Raw genomic sequence first — 22,803 nt, forward strand, 5'->3', positions numbered from 1 at the left:
AGGAAATGCACATGAGCCGATATACCTATACCTTACATCCGGGAAAGACGGAGCCGGAAAAGGGTACCTATAAAAAAAGCAAACTGGAAAAGATGACGACGTTTCAGTTAAGGGAGATATGCCGGATGGAAAAGCTGGTTATGCCATCGGGAAATTCCATGGACCGGGAAGGTCTTTTGCGTCTGATCATGCGGTTTCGGGGACAGAAGGATTATCGGCATATAGAAGAAAACCTGGAAGGCGGAATTTCGCGCCTGCAGGATTATTTTGACCAGAATTACATAGAAATCAGCTCCAGCTCGGAGGTCATCATACCTGGTACTATTATTTTATATGAGGGAACCGGGTTAAATGAGCTGGATCAGTATAAGGTGAAATCTGATATAGAGCTGTACGAGGGAAACCTCCTGTTAGTGGATGAAAATCTTCAGGTCTATACCTGTTTCTATCTAAAGGAAATAGAAGGTACCTGGAATTTGTTTCAGGGAGTCAATATGCCTGTAAAATCCTTATCAAAGCACCAGTATTCCGTTCTTTATTTTCCAAATGAGAGAGATTCCGAATTTCTTTACGACTGTTACCAGGGAAGCCTAAAAAATATTCCTGGCCGCATGGAAGCCATTCGAATTCCCCTTCTAAATATTGAAGTGAGAGAAGTCACAGACACAGACCTTCCGCTTGTCATTGACTTTGGAAGCTCCAATACTACCATGGGAATCTGCCTTCCAGATGGAACCACAAAGATTGCAAAGGCCGGAAACGGCAATATTATTCCAAGTGTCATCGGTGTGGAGGAAAAAGAAGAAGGCAGTCATGGATTTTTATTCGGATATGATGCTTTGACTCTGGAAAAGCAGAATTACCAGGATGAAGATGTTCCTGTATTTTTCGATATAAAGCGGTGGGTCAGTGACCCTGACCGGCTGGAGGGGGTCATTTTAAAGAGCGGCTTCAAGTATCAGATTCCAAGAAGAGATATGCTGAGAGCTTATTTAGAATATTTAATGGACCTTGCAAAGCAGCAGTTTAAGTGCCGGTTTCAGAACATTCAGTTTTTAGCTCCCATCCGCCAGAAAGAGAAATTCCAGGAACTGTTTAAAGAGCTGCTTCCCGAATACAGTGTAAATTGTGAGCTTGATGAAGGTATGGCAGTCCTCTTTAATACCATTCATGGAATGATCCGGAACAATCAGTATGAAAGAGGCCGCTGGTATCAGGCACTGATCATCGACTGCGGAGGCGGCACCACGGACCTTACCTCAGGAAGGTTCCTGATTGATAACAGCCGGATTTCCTACACCATTAACTTAGAGACCCGTTATGAAAATGGGGACACTAATTTTGGAGGCAATAACTTAACCTTCCGCATTCTGCAGATGCTGAAAATTAAGATTGCCAGGGCTCTATCCTATGCATCTGAGGAACGAAGCGAGCTGCTTTTTGATGGAGAAGGCTTTGAAGGAGTAAAGGACTCTTATGAAAGGGCGGAATCCATTTTGCCCACTCGTTTTAAAGAGTATGAGGAAAAGAGCAGAGATGAGTATTTTCGGGTGAAAAATAATTATTATTATCTGTTTCAGCTTGCGGAGGAAGTAAAAAAGTCCTTCTTTCAGGCGAAATTTCAGTACGAGCTATTAATTAATTCTGATAAAAACCATCTAAATCATGAGATGTTTTTAGATAAATGGAAGCTATCCATCCGAGAGGGATCAGGACTCGCTCATATGGATCAGGATATTTGCTTTCCCCTTTATTTAAATGAAATTGAATCCGTGCTCCAGCCGGATATTTATCATGTAATGGAGCGCTTTCTGGATCAGAAGTTTGAACAGGGAGAGCTTCAGGAATACGAAATGCTAAAGCTGACCGGACAATCCTGTAAATCAAAGCTGTTTACAGAGGCCTTAAAGCAGTACGTTCCAGGTAAGCTGATCCAGAGCACAAAAAGGGAAGGAGACGATGCAGCACTGAAGATGTGCTGTCTCGAGGGGGCACTGGCCTACTTTATGGATTGCAAACGTGGCTATATGAAGGTGAATCAGGATTATCAGGTAAGGGCCCTTCCTTATGAGATTATGGCCTATACCCACGAGAACCAGGAGAAAATCCTCATCCGCAGTCTGGATGAGGAAGACCACATTGGTTGTATCTCCAGGTTTATGGTAGGAAAACAGCTGGATCTTTACTTAAGCGATGAAAAAGGAAAACGCTTAAAAGCCTATTATTTTGTATACAATACCGAAGAATTTACAAGAACCACCCAGGAAGAGATTGACAGAGAGTATGCAGGAAGCGTCATTCAGGAAGAGACGGATACCATCTTAGAAGGAGAGATGAAATTCTTTGTATGGGTATCCAGGAAACGCTGGGGCTTTCTGGTACTGCCGGTTCTTCGGGAAAATGAAGTACTTTATAAGGGGAAAGAAACCTTCTTTGATTTTGAGGATGATACCTGGGAAGAGAACTTTTTTGACGGGAGGAAATAGCTTTAATGGACCAGATCGAAGAGATGAAGGCAATGATCCGGGAGGAAATTCAGTCCATTGGTGATCTAAAGGAGAGGATTACCTTTAAAAATCTGATGGAGGGAGTATTCTTGGAGCTATATGAGACCAATATCCGAATGTATCAAATGCTGGAAGAACGGGTCATGAATGACCTGGTATATGATATCAACCGCTACTTAATCCGCACAGGTCTTATGGAACGGTCATATCTTGACCAGTCCCACCACTTAATGTCACCTATGTGGGCCGAAGATATGGAAACCCCTGTTTATGAAATTGCGGATGTGAGAAAGAAACTCAAAGAGGAGGGGAAATTTCGGGTGGCAACCGTATTTCTCCAATGTGACGCTCTGGAAGTGAGAGAGGTATTTAAAAACCAGGAAGGCTTTACGGGAATCTTAAAAGCAGGAAAAGAGTACCCCGTAGAGATCCATCTGGAGCCAAGCAAACGTTACCTAGACAAACTGGAGCACTTATACCATCTGTTTATGAAGAATGGGATTCCCTGGAAAACACTAAATGCCCCTTATCTGTTTAAAATGGCGGATATATGTATCACTGCAATCCCAGATGAGGCAGCTGATGATGAGCCAGTCACTAATTTTGGCGGAGATTTTGGGGAATACAACCGATTTGTCCATTACGATATGATTCCAATCTGGAACGTTTGGCATCTTAAACTGGAAAGCGTTGGCTTTCCAGTGGCCTGCAGGGATCATGAAAATTATGAGCACGTGATTTCCATTCGGGACTATGGCAGCGGTCATGCCTATCTGGTGGAAGAAAAGGCAGGAATCCGCAGTGTAAGACAGAGTGGGGAAAAGCTTCTTGTCACTGGTAAGGTAGCCAATGCCAAAAAGTGGGATGTTTATATGATTCGCGGAGGCACGGATCACAGAATCGACCGCTATACGTATCCGGTTATGGAGAATTTGAGAAAAGACGGATTTGCCGAACGGTTCCAGGGAAAAACAGGGCAGATGGTAAAGACAAAGGGAGAGCTTGAGCGGTTTATCCGTGGATTTGGCCTTGAAGAGTACATAGAATATCAGGATTGCGTGCTGGAAGAAGAGAATGGGGAACAGCAGGAAACTTATCCCATGAACTTTTTCATGGAAGATGAGATCAGAGACCGGAAGGGAAAGAAAAGACTTTTAATCTATTTTAAGCCAAGGGGAAAGGAGCGGTGGCTCCTAAGAGATCTGGCGAGCTTTGTCACCTCAGAGGTACAGGAATTATACCCGGAATATGAATGCGGAGGAAAGCTTGTATGAACTATTTATGGGAAGTGATGCTAAAGCTGAGAGAGCAGGGTTTACCGGAGCATTCCATACGTTACCAGATGCCAGATGAATTCAGCGCCTATATGGAACTGGCCATGCCGTATTTAAACCAGGAATCTATAGAAGAAAATGTCGTGGTAGAAATTAATCCATATTATCGGTTTTATCATATTTTTAAAGATTTTTTCCGACCGGATCTGGAGGAGTTTCCAAAGCTTCGGGAAAATCTCTTTCATCTGATCTTTCACATGCTGGCACAAAACGATGCTCTGTCCGGGATGACAAGAGAAGAATATTATAAAAAGCTTTTGTACGAGGATTTTATGGGAGATGCATTTGGATCAGATGCCAGGGAAGCCATAGCTTTATTCAGCCGGGATGAAAGAGAGTTTATACTGAGCGGACTGTTAAAGCAGTATGAGACCGGAAGTTCTCTGGATATTTTCAAGGACATGATGGAAACTCTGATTCCAAATAACATTGTGTATCTAAGCAATCAGAATTCCTTTGAACTACTGGTTTATATCGGCAGGAAAAAGGACAAAGTTCTGGAAGATAAAATGAGATTTTTAATTAAGATGTTTGTGGAGATTCCATATCACGTAGAAATATATTATGAGTATCACTTTGGAATCATGGGCATGGAAGAGACCATGTCCATGGATGAAATTATTTTGTGCTGACGGAGGAAAAGGGAATGTTTCAATACGATTATCCCCAATTTGAAAAAAAGCGGCTGCTAAGGGTAGAGATGCTTGATAAGCTGAGAGATTATCCAAAGAATTTTCTGGAGCTGTCATTAAAGGAGTACGGCGACGGAGTCATCAGCGGCTGTGGGATTACCTGGGATAACCATAGGCTCACCATTGATTCCGGAATGATTTTATGGAAGAAAAATCTTTATTTCATGGAGCAGCCCTTTGTCATGGAATGTAAAGCAGAGGATAAGGTCCGTTTTTTAAAGGTCCAGTTCATGGCGGAAATCAGGGAGGCAGGGAGAATTACTGCAAACACTAGAATCTTTTTAGAAGATAAGAAACCGGATCCCTCCTGCGAGATGGAGCTGTGCAGATTCCGCCTTCAGGAGGGAGCAAGACTTCGTGACAGCCACGAAAACTTTCAGGATTATTCCACGGGATTTGATACAATAAACATCATAAATCAGCCTTATGGGGCTCCCGGTGGAACCACCTTAAATCCTTGCATGATCAGGCAATTTTCCAGGGAAATTTTAAGAAGTGGTTCTACAGACCCTTTTGATATCAGCTTTTCTGCCACGGCTTTGTCCAGTCATGGGCTGGTGGCATCCGAGTTTATCCTGGAATACTTATTTGCAAAGCTAGAAGAGGATTACTCAGGAAAAAGCAATCTGGATATATACAATGGGCTCCTGGAGGTTTTAAGAACCAGAAGAAGCGGAGAGATAAAAAGAACGCAGGGGAATCAAGGAAAACGAGGCATGATGCTTTTATAAAAGGAGGATTACCATGTATCTTGACGAAAAAATAGCACTTATGGAGCGAGCCAGAAGGCAAAAGGAAAAAGAGGAACGGGAGGCTTCTAAGAGAAGCCAGGAGGAGAACCAGGAGGAAAAGCTGGAGCTGGAAGATGCCTTACAAGGCGTTTTAATGGGTGAGCTGCGCCTTCCAAACGAAGAGCATCTGGAATTCGAACCACGTGTCTATACCAATCAGAACATTCCCATGATGGTATTTAAAAACTTCTATGAGGCTTCCAAAGAGGAAGAGGAGGGAGTGATTTATGTCAACCATAACAGACAAGTCAGCCAGATTCTCTCCTGGCCGAAGAAACAGGTAAAGCCGGTTCCCTTTCAAAAATGGGAGAATCAGCTTGTAAATGGCATGGCATCCAGCGGTCTTCATGCCAAGGTGGGGAAAAAACAACAGCTGAAAGCCCTGGAATACCTTTGCTTTGAGGTACCCACCGGGGAAGGCTGGCTTTACAATATCATATTTCGGAAAAAAGGAAAGGAACAGACGATTTCAGGAAATTATAATTGCCTGAAAGAAGATAAGGATACCTACGGAATCATTTTGGAAGCAATGGTGATGGCACTTGACCAGTGGTTTACAGACGGAGAAGGGGGCGGTCTTTTTGGAGAAGAAAACGGGGATAAAACAGGAAAATGACAATGGAGCGATTACCTACAAGGACCTATATTTAGGGGCCATAGGAATCGCTTATTTTCGTAGCATTGAGATTAAGGAGGCGCCGGGAGAGCATGCCAGTCTTTTTGTAGAGGCAGTCTTAAACAGTGACACCAGTGAAAACGCATTTCATGAGATTGAGGATACCATATCCCTGGTCTATAAAAAAGACAATGAGGACAAGGTGCTGTTTTATGGTGTATTAAAGGACATAGCCATGGACCGGGATGGAGATGAGCTGGTCGTACGGATAAAGGCACTTGATGGAACCTGTCAAATGGACGTGGAACGAAAAAAACGAATCTTTCAAAACCCACAGATGGGAGTTCATGAACTGGTACGTCTTGTCATGAGTACTTATTCAGGCTCCGACCATGCAGTCCATATTCCGAATATCCCCATCGGGCAGCTTGTGGTTCAGTATGAGGAGACGGATTGGGAGTTTTTAAAACGTTTTTTATCAAAGTATCAGGAACACCTATACCCAGACCCTGCATTTCCGGATATTCGATTTGAAGCCGGGCTTTCTCCAAAGCCTGAAAGCAGGGACTGGAATAAACTTCCCTTTTCCCTGTCTCAGGATTTTATCTATCTTGAGGCAATGAAGGAAAATGGATGTCAAAACCTGACCCGCTCTCAAAATGCAGTTTACGAATTGACTTCCTATGACATTGCAGCCATTGGCAGCCAGATCACCTACAAGGGCAGTTCCTGGTTTGTGGAATCGGCTAAGCGGACTCTTAAGGAAGGTCTTTTACTGAACCGATACTGCCTGCGCCAGAGAGAGAGCCTTAAACTTCTTTCCTATTACAACGGAAGAATCACGGGTGTATCCCTGGAGGGAACCATAGCTGCTGTAAAAAGGAATCAGGTACAGGTTAACATGGCGATAGCTGCTGGGAGCGGAGAAAAATACTGGTTTCCATTTTCCACAGTGGCTGCTTCCTCTGATGGAAGCGGCTGGTACTGTATGCCGGAAAAAGGAGACAGCATACGGGTTTATTTTCCGGTTGCAGATGAAAAAGAGGCCTACGTGGTGACACATGGGAAAGGCCATAAGCCGGAGCCAGGAAACCCCTCAGATACCATGGCAAATCCAGACCACCGTAATATCCAGACTGCCCAGGGAAACCAGGTAAAGATGACAGAGGAAGGTGTCTTCATAGCCGCAGGAGATGGACATGGCAGTATCCTGTTAAAGAAATCGGGAGAGGTGGTATTAAACGCCTTAAAGGACATTCAAATTTTGGCAGCAGAAAACTTGAATATCACGGCTAAAAAAGATCTGACCATTAAGTCCCAGACTTCCGTCAGGGTCGCTTGTCAATCTGGAGCGGATATAGAGTTAAAAAAAGGGGCAGTAGACTTTCATGGAGATGAGATTTACGAAAATTAGGAGGTGTTTTTATGGCATTTACTGCGGAACAGATCGTTATCAAGGGAATTCCGGTGGAACATTTAAACGGACTCACCTTAAACTGCGTACCTGGAGAGCACGGAAGCCTGAAAATAAGCGGTAGCATATCATCTGAAAAAGGGGAAAATGCCCTTTATGACTTTACCGAACAAGATTCCATTACCGTGTCTGTAAAAGAAGGAAGGACACTATTTTCCGGAATCCTTACCAGTGTCAGTATAACGGAAGAGGGCGGTAATATTAATATCGAGGCCGAGGCAAAGAGCCGAAGCATTCTCCTGGACCAGAAAAAGAAATCCCGTTCATTTCAGGATGTAGCAATGACTTATGACCAGCTGTTTAAAGCCGTCTTAGCCGAGTACCCTAAAAGTGAGCTGAAGCTGTCCCTGCCAGATCAGCCTTTGGGTGAGATCGCGATTCAATATGAAGAAACGGACTGGCAGTTTCTAAAAAGGATGCTGTCCATGCTCCATGGAGTCTTAGTATGCCGTACGGTATCAGAAAACTTAAGTCTCTATGGTGGAATTCCTGATATTCCTTGGGGGAAATGGGCGTATCAAAGAACCGGATACCGAAAGGAAATGGGAGAATACGCCTACTGGAGCTCGGAAGGAGCAGCAGTTGGCGACAATGACTTTCTTATTCTGGAAGTGGAGACAGACCATGTACCTGAAATGTTTGAACAAGTGACCGTAGAAGGAAAGACCTTTGTGATCAGGCGGCTTTTCTATGAATTGGAACGGGGGGAAATCCGTTGCCGCCTGGAGCTTCAAAAGAAGGAAGGAATCCTAAAAAGATCCAGATACCCCATGCACATTATTGGTGTAGCACTGAATGGCAAGGTCCTTGAGATCTCAGGGACCAAGGTAAAAATACATCTGGATATAGATAACGGAGGAAAGGATGTGTATTGGTTTCCATTTTCCACCTTATCGGCATCTCCTGACGGCAGCGGTTGGTACTATATGCCGGAGAAGGGGGATAATGTGAGGATCTATTTCCCATCCAAGCATACCCGGGATGTGATTGCGGTCAGTGCAGTCAGCTCCTATGATGGAAAAAGCGGGGGTGTCCCGGACCGTATGGGAAGCCCGTCGACCAAGTATTTAGGCAATCCTCACGGCCAGGAGATGAAGCTGGCCGCAGACGGAATCTATCTCTCCAGCAGCAAGGGAGCTGCCAGTGTGAAAATCGGCAATGGAGGAGATGTCACCTTAAGTGCCAAGGGTACCATTCAGATCGAGGCTGCGAATAACCTAGAGCTGACTGCGGAAGAAGCCATATCCTTTGAGGCACTTGAAAATGCAGTGGTCACCTGTGTAAAGGGCGGTGCAGTTAAGATGCCGACAGACGGAAAGCTTTATATTCAGGGGACGGAAGTAAAGGTTAATTAGGAGGATATGTATGACAAGACAGGAAGCGCTGAAACGATTCCAGGAGCAAGAAAAAGAGTATCTGGAAGAGAAGAAGCTTGAATTTTATAGAGGGATTATGGAAAATTCCGAGGAGCTTGCCAAAGTAATACGGGAAGCATTTGGTGAGCTTAAGGAGGAGGTGCTAAGGCTTGACAAGGAGAAAATCATGTTCTTTCATGTTTCCCTGTTACGCATAGATTCACTAAACGGAACATACCGTTTCCTTCTAAATGCTATGGATGCCAGATGGTATCTGGATACGGAGCCGGCTAAGACCACATTTTCTCTGGAATTTCTTTTCTCTATAACAGAAGAAATGAAGGGACGGCTTATGTTAGATGCGGGAAAATATATGGGGAAGGTCAACCGCTATGATATCGAGAATATATTGCAGGATAACGCCATTGAATGGAACCGGATTCTGGCAGCAGAGCTTCGTTTCTTATTCAGGGATATAGAAGAAAATCAGGACTTTATAGAGATTCCAAAGCTGGACACCTGGGGAATCTACTGGGGAGAGTACCGGGATTCCAGTGACTTAATTGCCTTTGTGGACAGGGAGAAAAAGACGCAAAAGGACTGGGAACGAGCCCTTCGCCAATCCAAGGAACAGGAGGATGTGTTAATTTCCAAATACTGGTATGAGATGGAAGTGGCGGACTCAGACTCCAGTGAAAGATTATTTCTGTTCAATCAGTTTGAAAATTGTACATTAACGCAAATTTCCTTTGATTATGCCAATCTTTCCGGAACCCGGTTTAAAAACTGTACTTTGAAAGGGTGCAGCTTTCAAAATGCTGTAATCCGCCAGGCCGATTTCGTGGACTGCCGGTGGGAGGACAATAATTTTTCCGGAGCAGACTTATCAAACTCCATTTTTCTGGAAAAGGATATCCCTTTCTTACATATAGAGCCGGAACAGCTTCAGACCATCCTCATCGACAGGAGGGCAAATGCATGAGATTTTTTACCATAGAACAAGATAAAGCTTTGCAGGACCAGATACGTTTCCGGGATTTTGATATCAATGGTCCAAGGCATATTTTTTATAAAGAGGATAGAGACGACATTCAGGAATCTACCATGATGTATCTCACAAAGGACAGCGGAGAGGCGGCTCCTGATTTCATACAGAGCCCGGTCTATTTGGTATCGGATCAGGTGAAAAAGGTATTTGATGTCTATGAGGATGACATGGTCTTTAAGACGGTTACCATTGCCCATAAAGAACGGGAGACCATCTGGGTTTACCATCATCTCCTTTTAGAGCGGCTGGATGCATTTGCAGAGGAAACCGAATTTTATACCAATGGAAGCATAAAACGGCTGGTACTTGATCCAGAGAAGATCGGAGATCACAAAGTGTTTCTGTTAAATGACAAGCGTTTCCCCAATCCACTCATCAGTCTTGAGGTGGCAGAAAGCCTTCTTCGGAGAAATGTCATGGGGATCATCTTTAAAGAAGTGGAGGTAGGAGCATGGCAGAATTAAATGATACCTTTGTTGTTCACGGAGCCTGTTCTCTCTGCACCATGGGCATGCGGCCAAGCGTGGTGGTACTGCCTGAAACCCATGGAGTCTTTTTAAGAGGCCAGGCTCAGATGACCATCAAAGACTGTGAGGGAGATACTAACGTCATCTGCTTTGGCGGCTGTTATAGCATGGAAAATCCAAGCACCAAGGAAGAAGCTGAAAAGGTTCAAAAGGCAGTGGACGAAGCCTGCCCTGAAACATTTACCGACAAGGTCATGAACTTTTTTACAGGCGGCAAGAAAAAAAAGAAGAAAGAGGAGCCGAAAGACAGTGAAACCCCTCAGGTGGTAGGCGTCTGCACGCCCCGCATCATAGCCCAGGAATGGGATCACGGCCAGGAAGGGGTAGAGACCGAAACAGAACGCCCTTTGATGGGGGGAGCGAAGCTCTATTGCATGTATGGGGGAGAGATACAGATCACAGAGGCCGGGCAGCCGGAGGCTGGGAGTGGAGAGTCAGAGAAAAAGCAGGATACATCCGAGAATAATAGTATGGCTGAACAACTGATGGCGACTGCAACGGGCTTGGGGTTAGGGATTGCAAAATTAGGGAAAGCTGGAATAGCACTTGCTTTGGAAAATATGGATGCTAAGGTTAATAGTCGAATTCATAAATTGTTAAACTGGGATGAGGAGATAAAGGGGAATATACAGATGGCACTTTCTGTAATTCCAAAAGATTCGGTGAAATCAAAAGCTGGATTGTTTCAGAATAATGATTTGAGAGAAATGGATTTAATTATTACACAATATGAGAATAGGATATATGAAAAGTATCAAAAGCAGTTTACATATTATAAGGAAAAGAGAGATCAGTATAAAGGTAAACAAATCCCGCCCGAGGAAATGGAGAAAATTATTAATGAGTTCAAAGGTACTAATATAATGGATGAGCTTTCAGAGATGGGAGAAGAATTAAATTCTATGGAAGCTGTTACAAAGCATAAAAATGATTTGGTAAATTTTTTTAATATGGTATATACCGATAATCCCATTGATCTTAAATCCAGAGGATTCAGATATCCAGGAACAACAATTTCTTCTGGCATTTCTATTTGGGCAGCACCGTGGCCTAAGGAAACGGGAGAAAGCTTTGAAATAGATTATGCCGGAAATTGGTTGTACGGGTATGTAGGAGATGAGTACTTTACAACCCCAGCTGATAGTGAAGTTTTAAAATATGGAGCAGGGGCAGCTCAGTTACTTTCTGATATTATGAAGGTTTCTAAAAAAAAGGGAAATACTACATTAAAACAAGTAGCTGTGAAGTATCTGGAAAGTGTTTTGACTGGTAATTATGGTGACAATATTAATGATGGTACTCAATCAGATGCAGAAATGATACAGGAGGGAATTAATGCTCATCGTAAAAACAATAAAAGGTAAGATTTTAATAAACTTAATGTGCTTTTTAAGTGTACTTTTATTAGTCGGGTGTTCTGGAAACGAATTACCTCAGGAGAGGTTTAGTCATTCTGATGATAAAGGTAATGGATATGATACTTTTGCGGGCTACGATGTCAGAGAATTAGGAGAGCAAGTAGAAGGATATTGGAGTTATTATAATGAAAACGAAAGCCAAAAGTTAGAAAAAAAATCTATTATTGATAATAGCAATGTGCAGTGGATAGGTACTGGAGAATATGTAGTTGGTAATGAAGTTCAAGAGGGACTTTATATATGTAAAGGTAAAGATTCTACTTCAAATGCGCATATTTCAATTAGAACACAAGGAGACGAAAAAGGAGAATACAAAGATTTTTGGCTGGATTCTATGTCATATTTTCTATTGAAAAAGGGAGATGTGATTTCAGTTGAAAGAGAAACAGTAATAGCACCATTGGATTTAATGGATTTTTCAGCTGAAAGTAAAGATGGCGTATACTATGAAGGCTCGTATATCGTGGGCGAAGAAATACCAAAAGGCGAATATTTCATGCTTTCTATGGAAATATCAGTTGGTACTGCTATAGCAAAAAACGAGAAAGATCAGACGTTGGGGTTAATTAGTCGTTTTGGATACGTGAGTATTGAAAATGATTTAGCTGTAAATTTACAAAATTGCATTTTAATACCGTTGAATAAAAAACCAGCAATTCGACCGATTAAGTACCAGAATGAATCTGAGGTAAAAGGAGATATGGTCTTTGCAGCAGGGATGTATAAGGTGGGGGTAGATTTGCCCTTGGGAACTTATAAAATTAAAAATGAGATTTTTAAAGACATATCTGATTTGACTTATGAGGGTAACCATGAAAATGTTGACTATTATCCAGGATATCATAATTGGTGTGGGCTTATTGCTGGAAGTAAAGCTCAGGCAGATCGGCTCGGCTGGTCAGAATTAGAAATGGATTCGTATCAGAAAAGTAAAACAAGATATCTCAAAGTAACTGATTCAAAAGGTGAAATTAGTTACAAAGAGTTTGAAGGACTTCCTACCGTTACGTTTTCAGAAAAAGACACTGGAAATAATGTCGACATAATGCGTTGTGTATTAATTCCCGAGTTCAATTAAGAGATTATGCTACATTTCCATTCATTAATCAATCTTTATTTTAAAAAGCTAATGTTGTCAATGAAAACTGTTGCATACTGGATATTATGATAAATATTTATAATTACGTAGAGTGTTAAAAATCAAATTTGATAATAGCACTTAGTCTCTATATGGACCTGAATTATTAGAAATAAATACTAAGGTCTTATGGAAGTAATAATATAGGGAATTTCCAGTGGGTGTAAAGATTAGAAATATAGATATGGCCTAAAAGACTGCCCAGGTATCAAGGAATTATGAATCAGATAAAAGCTAGATATTATCATTATATGTGTTAGCCCACGCTATATAGAAGAAAGGATATGGTGCTCATTATCTATAGACATTATACAAATGAATCGATACACAAAGTTACAGTTAAAAGGTTATTATTTATTCTATTACTTATCTTAATTCTATCTATAATTAGTGGACTTATAATAACAACCAAGGTACTAAATAAAACAATATCACCGGAGGAACATTTTCGTTATGTGTTGGAAAAACCTGATGGATACGAAAATTACGATAGTTTCGATATTAGAGAATTAGAGACGCAGATTAAAGGATATTGGAATTATCAGCAGGAAAACGATGTAGAAATGGCAGCAAAAATCAAAAAAATAAATTCAATAAGTGGAGAATGGATCAGTGAGGGCGAATATACTGCAGGAACTGATATACCAGAAGGACTTTATCTATGTAAAAATCTTAGAGCAGAAAAGGATTTATCATCACCTAATTTAACAATTATACGTAGCAGTAAAAAGGATATATCTGATCAAGATTATTATATTTTTAAATTTATGAATTATGCCTTTTTGAATAAAGGGGATGTAATTAAGATTAATGACCAAACAGAAATAATACCTGATAATGATAATGCATATGAACAAGATATCAAAAAGAATTTTTATGGAGAGGGAGCCTATAAACTAGGTGAAGAGATACCAAAAGGTGAGTATTTCATTTTGTCCATGGATATCCAGACCGGTGGAGCTGGAGTTTATGATGATAAGGATAAACAATTAGTTAGCGTTAGTCGTTTTGGATATATCACTTTAGACAATGAGAGAGCTGTTAACCTGGATGACTGTATACTGATTGCTTTAGACAAGAAACCTGATATAAATCCAATCGATTATGAAGGGAAAGGAAAGGGAGAAGGGAAGCTAGTTTATCCTCCTGGTATGTATAAGATTGGTGTGGATATTCCTACAGGAAAATATCAGATAAAAAATGAGGTATTCAAAAATATTACGGACCTTTCTTTTACAGGATATCACGGAAATGAATCGTATAATCCGGGGGATTGGAACTGGTGTGGTATTGTGGCTGGAAATGAAAAGCAGGCTAAACTATTAGGCTGGAAACAATTAGAATTAGATTCTTATTTGAAACATAAAGAAAGATTTGTAAAAATATCGGATTACAACAATAAGTATAGCTATCAGAAATTTAATGGATTACCTACTATTTCTTTTTCGGAGCAGAATAAGGGGAGTGAAATCAACATCATACGCTGTATTTTGATTCCAGAATAAAGAGATGATGGTCTGGAGCATGTTTTGCTGCCGGGAGGTATTAGGTGAGCGTAGATTTGCCTTTGGGAACTTATATCCAGGTTATCACCATTATTACGGAAATGAGAGCTATTATCCAGTTTTTTTAATTGGTGTAGGCTTATTGCCGGAAGTGAAGGACAGGCGAATTGTAAAAGTTCCTACTGTTTCATTTACAGATAAAGATATTGGAAATAATGCGTTGTGTATTAATTCCCAAGTTAAATTATGAGACTATGATGAAAAAAACAATTATTTATTTTTTATTATTAACGGTATTACTTTTAGCAACATTTCCCTTCATCAATCAATCTTTTATAAAAAAGGCTAATGTTATCAATGAAAACTGTGGAATACAAGATGTCTTGAAAAATATTGAAAATTATGCGGAGTATTTAGAAGATATCCATGTAGCTGCTAAAGTGGTAACTTACGATGAAAAAGAGTGCTTAAAGATTAAATTTAATTCTAATACTGAGGCTATATATGGACCTGAATTATTAGAAATTAATACTAAGATTTTATGGAAGTATTATTCTAAGAAATATCTAGTGGATGTGAAGATTAGCAATATAGATATGGTCAAAAAAACTGCCCGGGTTTCAACGGATTATGATGGAGGATATGGCACTACAGTAAGCTATTATCTTCCCGATTTTTATGACATGAAACCTGATGCGGGAGATTACCTGCAAGCAGATCTGGACGTGAAGAAAATCGTATCAAAAGAAGAACTAAAGGAGCTTTACCTTGCAGCAGTACAGATGAAAGAAGGAATAGATAAAGAATATTTGAGAAGAAATGGTTTGGTTAAGCAATAGTAATATACTTCCTTCTATTTCCTTTCGGAGCAGAATAGAGGGAATGATATAAATTATATTTGATGTATTTTGATATACGGATAAGTGTAAAAACATTTTTTGTATGAACAGTAAAATGCCCTGCTTACTTATATCGAAAGTTGCCTGAGATATTCATTTAACTTCAAGGTATTTCATAAAGGACTTGCAAAAGATGAAAAGTATGAACAAATAGTAAATACAAATGAACGGTTACCTCATGAAAAAGGGGGAATGAGATATGATATTGGCTTATAAGGAATTGGAAATAGAGCTCTCTCTGGAAGGTATCATACAGGTAGAGACATTTCGGCTTACACAAACATTAAACGACCATGTATTTCTGACAATGAAAATGCTGGTTAGTGATGAAATGGCTGAGCAATTCGTAAATATGGCTTCGGTTGTTCCGGTCGTAGTCAGGGAAAAAGAGACTTCCGGAGGGCAGACAGTATTTCAGGGAAAGATTGAGACTGTCTATACGAGAGTAGAGCAGGGATTATCGTTTCTATATCTGGAGGCATATTCCTATACAAAAGACTGGGACCGGAAGGAAAAAAGCAGAAGCTTTTTAGACGGCAGCATGACCTACATGGCGGTTGCAGGAAAGGTTCTTAAAGACTACGGAACATTTGATATTAAAGCAGAAGCTGGGTGTGATGGAGTCATACCTGAATTACTTTTGCAGTATGAAGAAAGTGATTGGGTCTTTCTTCGCAGACTGGCCAGCCATTTTAACACCTATTTAATGGTAGATGCCAAGAGCGACTGCGGAAAAGTCTATTTTGGAATCCCTGATATACAAATTGGGACAGAGCTGCAAAAAGAAGATTATGTTCTCAGTAAAAACATGGCTCATTACACAAAGGTATTAAGACCTGATGGTGTGTTGTCTCAGGAAGCGTCCCAGTGGTGCATCAGGATCAGAAAATTTCTCCAGGTGGGGGAAACGGTAGCTTTTAACAAAGTATCTGCCATTGTAATCGGAATGGAGCTGTATACCTTAAAAGGAGAACTGGTCTATGAGTATACTCTCTCCCGTAGAGAAGGACTGAAACGGGAAAAAGAAAAGAATCCACGGATTTACGGCATGAGTATTCCTGCGACTGTGAAAGAACGTAGCGGAAACCGAGTCCGGGTGCATTTTGACATTGATCCGGTTTATGAGCCGGCAGCTCAGCTTAAATATTTTACATATGCCATAGAAAGCAGCAGCTTTTACTGTATGCCAGTGGAAGGAAGCCGGGTACATATTTATTTTCCAGAGCATGATGAGCAAAGTGCTGTCGCAGTTCATGCCATTGGAAGCGGCTCTGGAGACAGTGCAGGAGGCGGGGGAAGCAAAAATCCAGATAACAAACAATTTTCAGATCCAAGCGGAAGTGCCATGGATATGACAAAGGACTATTTAAGCTATGCCCCTGATTCCAGCGGCAGCATACTTCTAAGCTTAAATAAGGCCGGATTTATGTCATTGACCGGAAAGGACATTAATATCAGAACCCAGAAGGGCATGATGGCCGGAGGAGAAATTCCGGTTAAAAATCTGATGATATCCGGCGAAAATAAGGTGGTCTTACAGGTAGGTGACAGCGGTGATGATATCATTACCCTGGAAGATAAAACTGATGTAAAATCAACTCTTATTAGTCATAAGGCAGATTCCCATCCCCAGGCAGTTCCATCGGCAGCAGAAATAACAGCGGAGCTGACAAAGACAGATGCCGCTGATCGGGATGCCCAGAATGCCGCCTTGACCAATACTCTGATTGAGAACAAGCAAAAGAGTAAGCAGAAATTCTTAAACGGAGTTTTAAGCATTGCTACGGTAGTCGGTCTTACTGCCTTAACCATTTGCACTGGCGGCGCAACGGCTCCACTTCTTGTGGCAGCAGGAGTAAAAGCAGCCTTTGCAGTTGCAGACGTGGCGGAAGGACTGGATGGCTACAGTAAGGTCAATTCCCTGGATGCCTCGCGGCCTTCCAATTTCATACGGGATACCATATTTGGAGGGAATGAGGATGCCTATAATTTTGCCTCTACCATAACGGATATTGTATTTGATGTGGTAAGCGGAAAGGCCCTTACAAAGGCCGCCAAGTTTGGAAAATTCACCAAATTCATGTGTCCCAAATCCCAGGTAGCCAATGTGGTATCTCAAATGGGTGGTTCTTTGATATTTGGTGGTATTAAGGAATATCAGATAAGTGGCAGGGTAGATGTGAAGAACATGGCCTTTAATGCAGCTCTTGGTTTGTTTAAGGGTGGTACAGGCAATGCCATTATGGGTAAGGCTCAGAATTTTGCCAAAACGAAAGTTGGGAAAAAGATAATTGGTGCCGGAGTCCAGACGGTATATGGAACGGCAGTAGATGTGACAGTGGATGCAGCTTTGCCGGGAAGAAAGGTAGACGTTCTCGGATCGTTAAAGGAGAACTTTATATCCAGCGGCCTTGGCCAGTTGTTTGGTGAACCTGTAGATGCAGTTTCTGGTGCGTTTCTGATTACAGCTTCGGATTATATAATTCCTGATATCCAGGAGTCAATCCGGCTGGAGCGAAGATATAATTCTACGGTTAAACGGGAAGGAATCATGGGCGTGGGCTGGTCCTTTGCTTACGAAGGGAAGCTCTACCAGGATGGAAGCAAACGCCATGTGATACTAGACAGTGGTCATCATCTCATCTTCCAGTGGGATGGAGAGAAGGCGTTAAATGTAACCAATGGGTGCGGCTGGTTTGAATTGGTAAATGATCACGAGGAATGGCTGGTAAGGGATAAAAAGAAGCACAAGACTTATCGCTATGCCTCCAACGGTCTATTAATGTCCATAACAGACAAAAACGGTCAGGCCATGTCATTTACATATCACGGCGAAAATTTAGAAAAAATCACAACGGCTCTTAACTATGAAATTAACGTTACCATGAGAGAAGGACGTCTCATTCAGTTAACAGATACACTTGGAAGAACTATGCAGTACCGGTATGAGGATGGGCGGTTGTCTGATGTGGTTCATATGGATCAGGGGATAACCCATTACGAGTACGATGCAAATGGATATCTGACAAAGGCGGTAGATCAGGCAAAGGTAGCATATCTGGAAAACCGGTATGATGCAAATGGAAGAATGGTCCATCAGACCCTTGCGAACGGAGATATTTATCAGGCAGAATACATGGACGAAGATCGGAAAGTTCATGTGTTTAGCAGTGTTGGTAATAAAAACGTTACTTACCAGTATGGGAAGGAAATGCAGATTCTTTCCGTTTATTATGAAGACGGGACTTATGAATCCTACAAATACAGTGAGACGGGCTACCGTATCTGTAAGAAAAATCGACTGGGGCATGAAACGTACTGGTCCTATGACTGTAACGGGCTTATCACAGAAGAGAAGCAGAAGAATTGGCTGACTACGATCTATCAATATAGTGAAACTGGAGATTTAATAGAGAAGAAAGACAATGCAGGCCGGAGATTTATTTATGAATATGATGATAATCACAACTTGATAAAAGAAAAGGAAAAAGTTTCTTCTCCAGATGAATGGTTCTCTACAATCTACCTTTATGACAGAAAAGGAAGGCTTATAGAAGAGACAGATCCCTTAGGAAAGACAACGAGATATCATTATAATGAGTATGAGGGTAAACCATCAGTGATTACCTACCCGGACGGGGAGGAGGTCCATTTTGAATACGATGCCATGGGGCGAATGATGGCAGAAGAGGACGTTTGCAGCCGCCTTGAATATGGATATAATGCCAGAAATCACAGAACAATGGTGCGAGATGGAGAAGGGAATGAATCCCGCTATTTGTATGATGGAATGGGAAGACTTTTAGCCATGTATCCCCCAAAAGCATGGAAACAGCAAGAAGGAGAATATACATACCAATACGATTTTCTAGATCGCCGCATAGATACAATTAGGCCGGATGGCAGTCACGAGAGACAGATACTGGACGGAGAGGGAAATATCTTAAAAAGGATACATCCAAATTCTTATGCAAACGATATGGAAAACGGAGAAGGAATTGTCTATGATTATGACAGTGATGGAAACCAAATCCGGATTCATCATCCAGACGGAGGCTGCGAACGAATCTTTTACGATGCCAATGGAAACCGGATTAAACACGTTATGCCCGAATCATACAATGCCATAAAGGATGATGGAGAAGGCTGGCAGTATACTTATGATGACGGAGGGCACCTGGAACGGGTAATAGGTCCTGACGGAAGCCAACAGGCAGAATATACCTATGATTTGCTAGGAAATCCAACCAGAAAAAAAGATGCTTTAGGTCGTACGACTTGGTATACCTATGACTTAAAAGGCCAACTTTGCGAAGTATACCGTCCATTTAAGGAAAAAGACCAGGAAATACTTTACCAAAGAGCTGCCTATACCTATGATGCCAATGGTAACAAAATAAGCGAACAACGTTTTGGTGGATATTGGAGTTTGGACGGGCAGATAAGGGAAGAAGGAGGAAACGGGCTCCATCTGAAGTTTTCGTATGACAAAAGGGATCGTCTGATACGCGTAGAGGATGGCTTAGGAGCAGTAATTCAGTATCGCTATGATGTTCAGGGAAAAAGGATTTATGAGGAAAAAACAATATCTGATGAGATCAGTCAGGTAATTCATTACAATTATGACAAAGCTGGAAGGTTGATAGAGAAAAAAGAAGAACTTGACAGCGGTTTGCCTGCAATGAAAGGAGAAGCAAAAGCAGCGATAACAAGATATTATTATGATGAAAATGGCAACCGGACCCGAATACAGACGCCGGAAGGATATGAAATTTTCCGGGAGTATGATTCCTGTGATCGTTTGAGTTTAGAACGAACTCTGGACAAGCAAAATGGCGTTGACCGTACCGTGCAAGTTTCTTATGATTATGCAGGAAATATCACAAAGATTGTCAAACAGGGAAAGGGAAGTGAAGTTTGGAAACTAGATTATCAATACGATTTGAAGAATCGAATCACCCATGTAAAAGACTGTCTAGGTCCGGTTTTCCGTTATGAGTATGATTTGAATGACCGTTTGGAAAAAGAGAACCTGGTTAAAGGAGAACAAGAGGCAGAAAAAGAAAACAGTTTCCAATATTCCTATGATTTATACGGAAACATTATTTTAAAAACAAATGGAGCTGGAACAATACTGGAGCAGAACCAGTATCACACAGACGGCCATATATACCAAAAAAGAACTGCAGATGGGAATGAACTTACTTACCAGTATGGAATCCATGGACTAGAAACAGAGGTGTACACCTCCAGAAGCAGGAAAGAGGGAAAAGCTGCACAATCTTACCGTTATGATTCCAATGGCCGAATGACTGGAATTGTAGACGGCAACCAGAACTATACAGACATGGACACAGACAGCTGGGGCCGAATTCGAAGCGTACAAAACGCAGATGGTGGGAACGAAAGTTATACCTATAACAGCATGGGCCTTGTGACTAGCACCACAGATGCCAATGGAGGTGTTATCACTTACCGGTATAATAGCCAGGGAAAGGTCTGTGAAATCATTGATCAAGATGGAAACAGCGAGACCTTCCGGTATGACAGGGAAGGGCGTATGATACTTCATGTGGACCGGAACGGAAACCGAGTAAAGACTGTCTATAACATAGATGGGAATCCGGTAATGGAACGCGCCTGTGACTGTAACGGAGGGAATGAAGTAATCCGTTCCTGGGAATATGATGAAATTGGAAATAAGAAAAAGGCTGTAGCAGGAGGTTTCTGCTATACATATGAATATCGTCCGGATGGAAAACTGATGAAGAAATCATCTTCGGGACGGCTGCTTGTATCCTGTACTTATTATAAAGACGGAAACTTAGAGACTTTAACAGATGTATCTGGTCATACGGTAATATATGGATATGACAGACTGGGACAATTAGAGAGCATTTGTGATAAGAATGGGACTGAAATAGTCCGCTACTGTCACACTCCGGGAGGAAAACTAAAGGAAATCCATCATGGAAACGGTATGCATACTATCTATGAATATGATACAGATAACAATATCGTAAGACTGACTTTGAAAAAAGAGGATGGATCTCTTATCTCTGATTTTTGCTATGAGTATGATTTGAATGGAAACCGGACTTTAAAGTCAGGGAAATGCATTCTGCCAGGAGAAGAAAACCTGAGGGAGCAGAGGGCTTGTTATCAATATGACAGTATGAACCGCCTGTTGGAAGAACGATATCATGACGAACCCATTCGTTATATCTATGACAGATGTGGAAATCGATTGGAAAAACTGGATATAACAGGAAAAGAGGTGTATAATTATAATAGGAAGAACCAACTGATAAACAGGCAGCATGGCGCAGAAAAAATAACCTGGCATTATGATCAGCAAGGGAATAACCTGGAAGAAATTAGTTCTGAGGGAAAGACGGAGTACAATTATAATGCGTTTAATCAGCAGACTGCTGTTTTAAAAAAAGATGGACAAGTTCAGGAAAATCACTATGATGCGGAATATTTGAGAGCCGGTGTAATTGAGAATGGTCGGGTATCTAGGTTATCGTACTTCAACGGAGAACTTCTGACAGAATCCGATCAGGATGAAACTGTGACGAACCGTTATTTGTTGGGATACGGAGTCGCGGCTGGTTGGAATTATGTAAATGAAGGATACCATTCATATCATCTGGACGAGCAGAATAGTACTGCTTATATATCAGATTTAGGACAGAGGATAAAGAACAGCTATCAATATGATGCATTTGGAGGAATCCGGAGTAATAATGAAAAAATTCATAGTAGGATTTTTTATACAGGACAGCAGTATGACGAGGTAACAGGACAGTATTATTTAAGAGCCAGGTATTATAATCCAGTGGTTGGAAGGTTCATGCAAGAAGATGTGTACCGGGGGGACGGATTGAATCTCTATGCCTACTGTCATAATAATCCGATGATTTATTGTGACCCAAGTGGATTTGCTTATTCATTAAATGATGTTTTAAGTGCCCTAAAAACAGATTCTAATGGCAATAGGTATGTACTGAATCATGACCATGATACTGCGATAAAATATGGTTACACTAGCCCTGATGATTTTTCTGGCACACTACAATCGCATCATGGACTGCAGCAAAAATGGGCATCTAGTAATCTAAGTGCCTATGGATATAATCCTGATTTAGCACCAACAATAACATTGGAAACTAATGCTAATGGTGTGAAAAATCTCCCTCATACCTTAATCACCAATCAGCAAAATTCCTATAATAGAGAAAATGGTTCGACATCAGGAACGTTACAGGAACGATTGGTATTAGGGGCACAACAACAGATAAAAGCAGGGGTATCAAAAGATGTTGTCATGCAGGATTTAGAAAATAATTATAAAATGATAGACAAACTAAATAGGAACAATGCAGATAAAATTGCAAGCGGAAATTTAGAATCACTCACCTATTCAAGAAAAGAAATAGAAAGTAGTATAGAAGGGCATAATGATAAACCAAAATCAGAAAAGTGTCCATAAGGAG

At 41.3% G+C, this 22,803-nt stretch carries 14 protein-coding genes; all 14 read left to right on the forward strand.

Translation table 11 applies throughout. From position 1 onward, the window contains the following. Positions 1–11: 11 nt before the first annotated feature. The 14 genes from OW255_RS05870 (at position 12) to OW255_RS05935 (ending at position 22,799) form a co-directional block, all read left to right on the forward strand. Complete coding sequence (locus OW255_RS05870) at positions 12–2,486, forward strand: acetate and sugar kinases/Hsc70/actin family protein (protein WP_024836830.1); 2,475 nt, start codon at positions 12–14, stop codon at positions 2,484–2,486. 5 nt (positions 2,487–2,491) lie between these two features. Further along, entirely contained in the window at positions 2,492–3,781 is a 1,290-nt protein-coding gene (locus OW255_RS05875; protein WP_024836829.1) for a hypothetical protein, read from the forward strand. Beyond that, positions 3,778–4,473, forward strand: a complete 696-nt coding sequence (locus tag OW255_RS05880; RefSeq protein WP_268115955.1) for a hypothetical protein — start codon at positions 3,778–3,780, stop codon at positions 4,471–4,473. The genes OW255_RS05875 and OW255_RS05880 overlap by 4 nt, the downstream gene beginning before the upstream one ends. Before the next feature lie 14 nt (positions 4,474–4,487). Continuing rightward, positions 4,488–5,264: a hypothetical protein gene (locus OW255_RS05885; RefSeq protein WP_024836827.1), complete on the forward strand. Its 777-nt coding sequence runs from the start codon at positions 4,488–4,490 to the stop codon at positions 5,262–5,264. Between the two features lie 13 nt (positions 5,265–5,277). Continuing rightward, positions 5,278–5,940 carry a hypothetical protein gene (locus OW255_RS05890; protein WP_268115956.1) on the forward strand — a complete coding sequence of 221 codons (663 nt, stop codon included), beginning with the start codon at positions 5,278–5,280 and terminating at the stop codon, positions 5,938–5,940. Beyond that, positions 5,906–7,354, forward strand: a complete 1,449-nt coding sequence (locus OW255_RS05895; RefSeq protein WP_268115958.1) for a phage baseplate assembly protein V — start codon at positions 5,906–5,908, stop codon at positions 7,352–7,354. The genes OW255_RS05890 and OW255_RS05895 overlap by 35 nt, the downstream gene beginning before the upstream one ends. 11 nt (positions 7,355–7,365) lie before the next feature. After that, positions 7,366–8,769: a contractile injection system protein, VgrG/Pvc8 family gene (locus OW255_RS05900; RefSeq protein ID WP_268115960.1), complete on the forward strand. Its 1,404-nt coding sequence runs from the start codon at positions 7,366–7,368 to the stop codon at positions 8,767–8,769. Positions 8,770–8,779: 10 nt separating this feature from the next. Next, positions 8,780–9,751 carry a pentapeptide repeat-containing protein gene (locus tag OW255_RS05905; RefSeq protein ID WP_024836823.1) on the forward strand — a complete coding sequence of 324 codons (972 nt, stop codon included), beginning with the start codon at positions 8,780–8,782 and terminating at the stop codon, positions 9,749–9,751. Then, complete coding sequence (locus OW255_RS05910; RefSeq protein WP_024836822.1) at positions 9,748–10,281, forward strand: hypothetical protein; 534 nt, start codon at positions 9,748–9,750, stop codon at positions 10,279–10,281. The genes OW255_RS05905 and OW255_RS05910 overlap by 4 nt, the downstream gene beginning before the upstream one ends. Continuing rightward, positions 10,269–11,708, forward strand: a complete 1,440-nt coding sequence (locus OW255_RS05915) for a DUF4280 domain-containing protein (protein WP_268115962.1) — start codon at positions 10,269–10,271, stop codon at positions 11,706–11,708. Before OW255_RS05910 ends, OW255_RS05915 begins: the two co-directional genes overlap by 13 nt. Then, positions 11,680–12,840, forward strand: coding sequence for a hypothetical protein (locus OW255_RS05920; protein ID WP_268115964.1), 1,161 nt, complete (start codon positions 11,680–11,682; stop codon positions 12,838–12,840). Before OW255_RS05915 ends, OW255_RS05920 begins: the two co-directional genes overlap by 29 nt. Positions 12,841–13,355: 515 nt before the next feature. Next, on the forward strand, positions 13,356–14,405 hold the full coding sequence (locus OW255_RS05925) for a hypothetical protein (RefSeq protein ID WP_268115965.1): 1,050 nt from the start codon (positions 13,356–13,358) through the stop codon (positions 14,403–14,405). Between the two features lie 254 nt (positions 14,406–14,659). Then, positions 14,660–15,244 carry a hypothetical protein gene (locus OW255_RS05930; RefSeq protein ID WP_268115966.1) on the forward strand — a complete coding sequence of 195 codons (585 nt, stop codon included), beginning with the start codon at positions 14,660–14,662 and terminating at the stop codon, positions 15,242–15,244. 259 nt (positions 15,245–15,503) lie between these two features. Continuing rightward, complete coding sequence (locus OW255_RS05935; RefSeq protein ID WP_268115967.1) at positions 15,504–22,799, forward strand: RHS repeat-associated core domain-containing protein; 7,296 nt, start codon at positions 15,504–15,506, stop codon at positions 22,797–22,799. Positions 22,800–22,803: the final 4 nt, after the last annotated feature.

The sequence above is a fragment of the Lacrimispora xylanolytica genome (genome assembly GCF_026723765.1).
Taxonomy (GTDB): Bacteria; Bacillota; Clostridia; order Lachnospirales; family Lachnospiraceae; genus Lacrimispora; species Lacrimispora xylanolytica.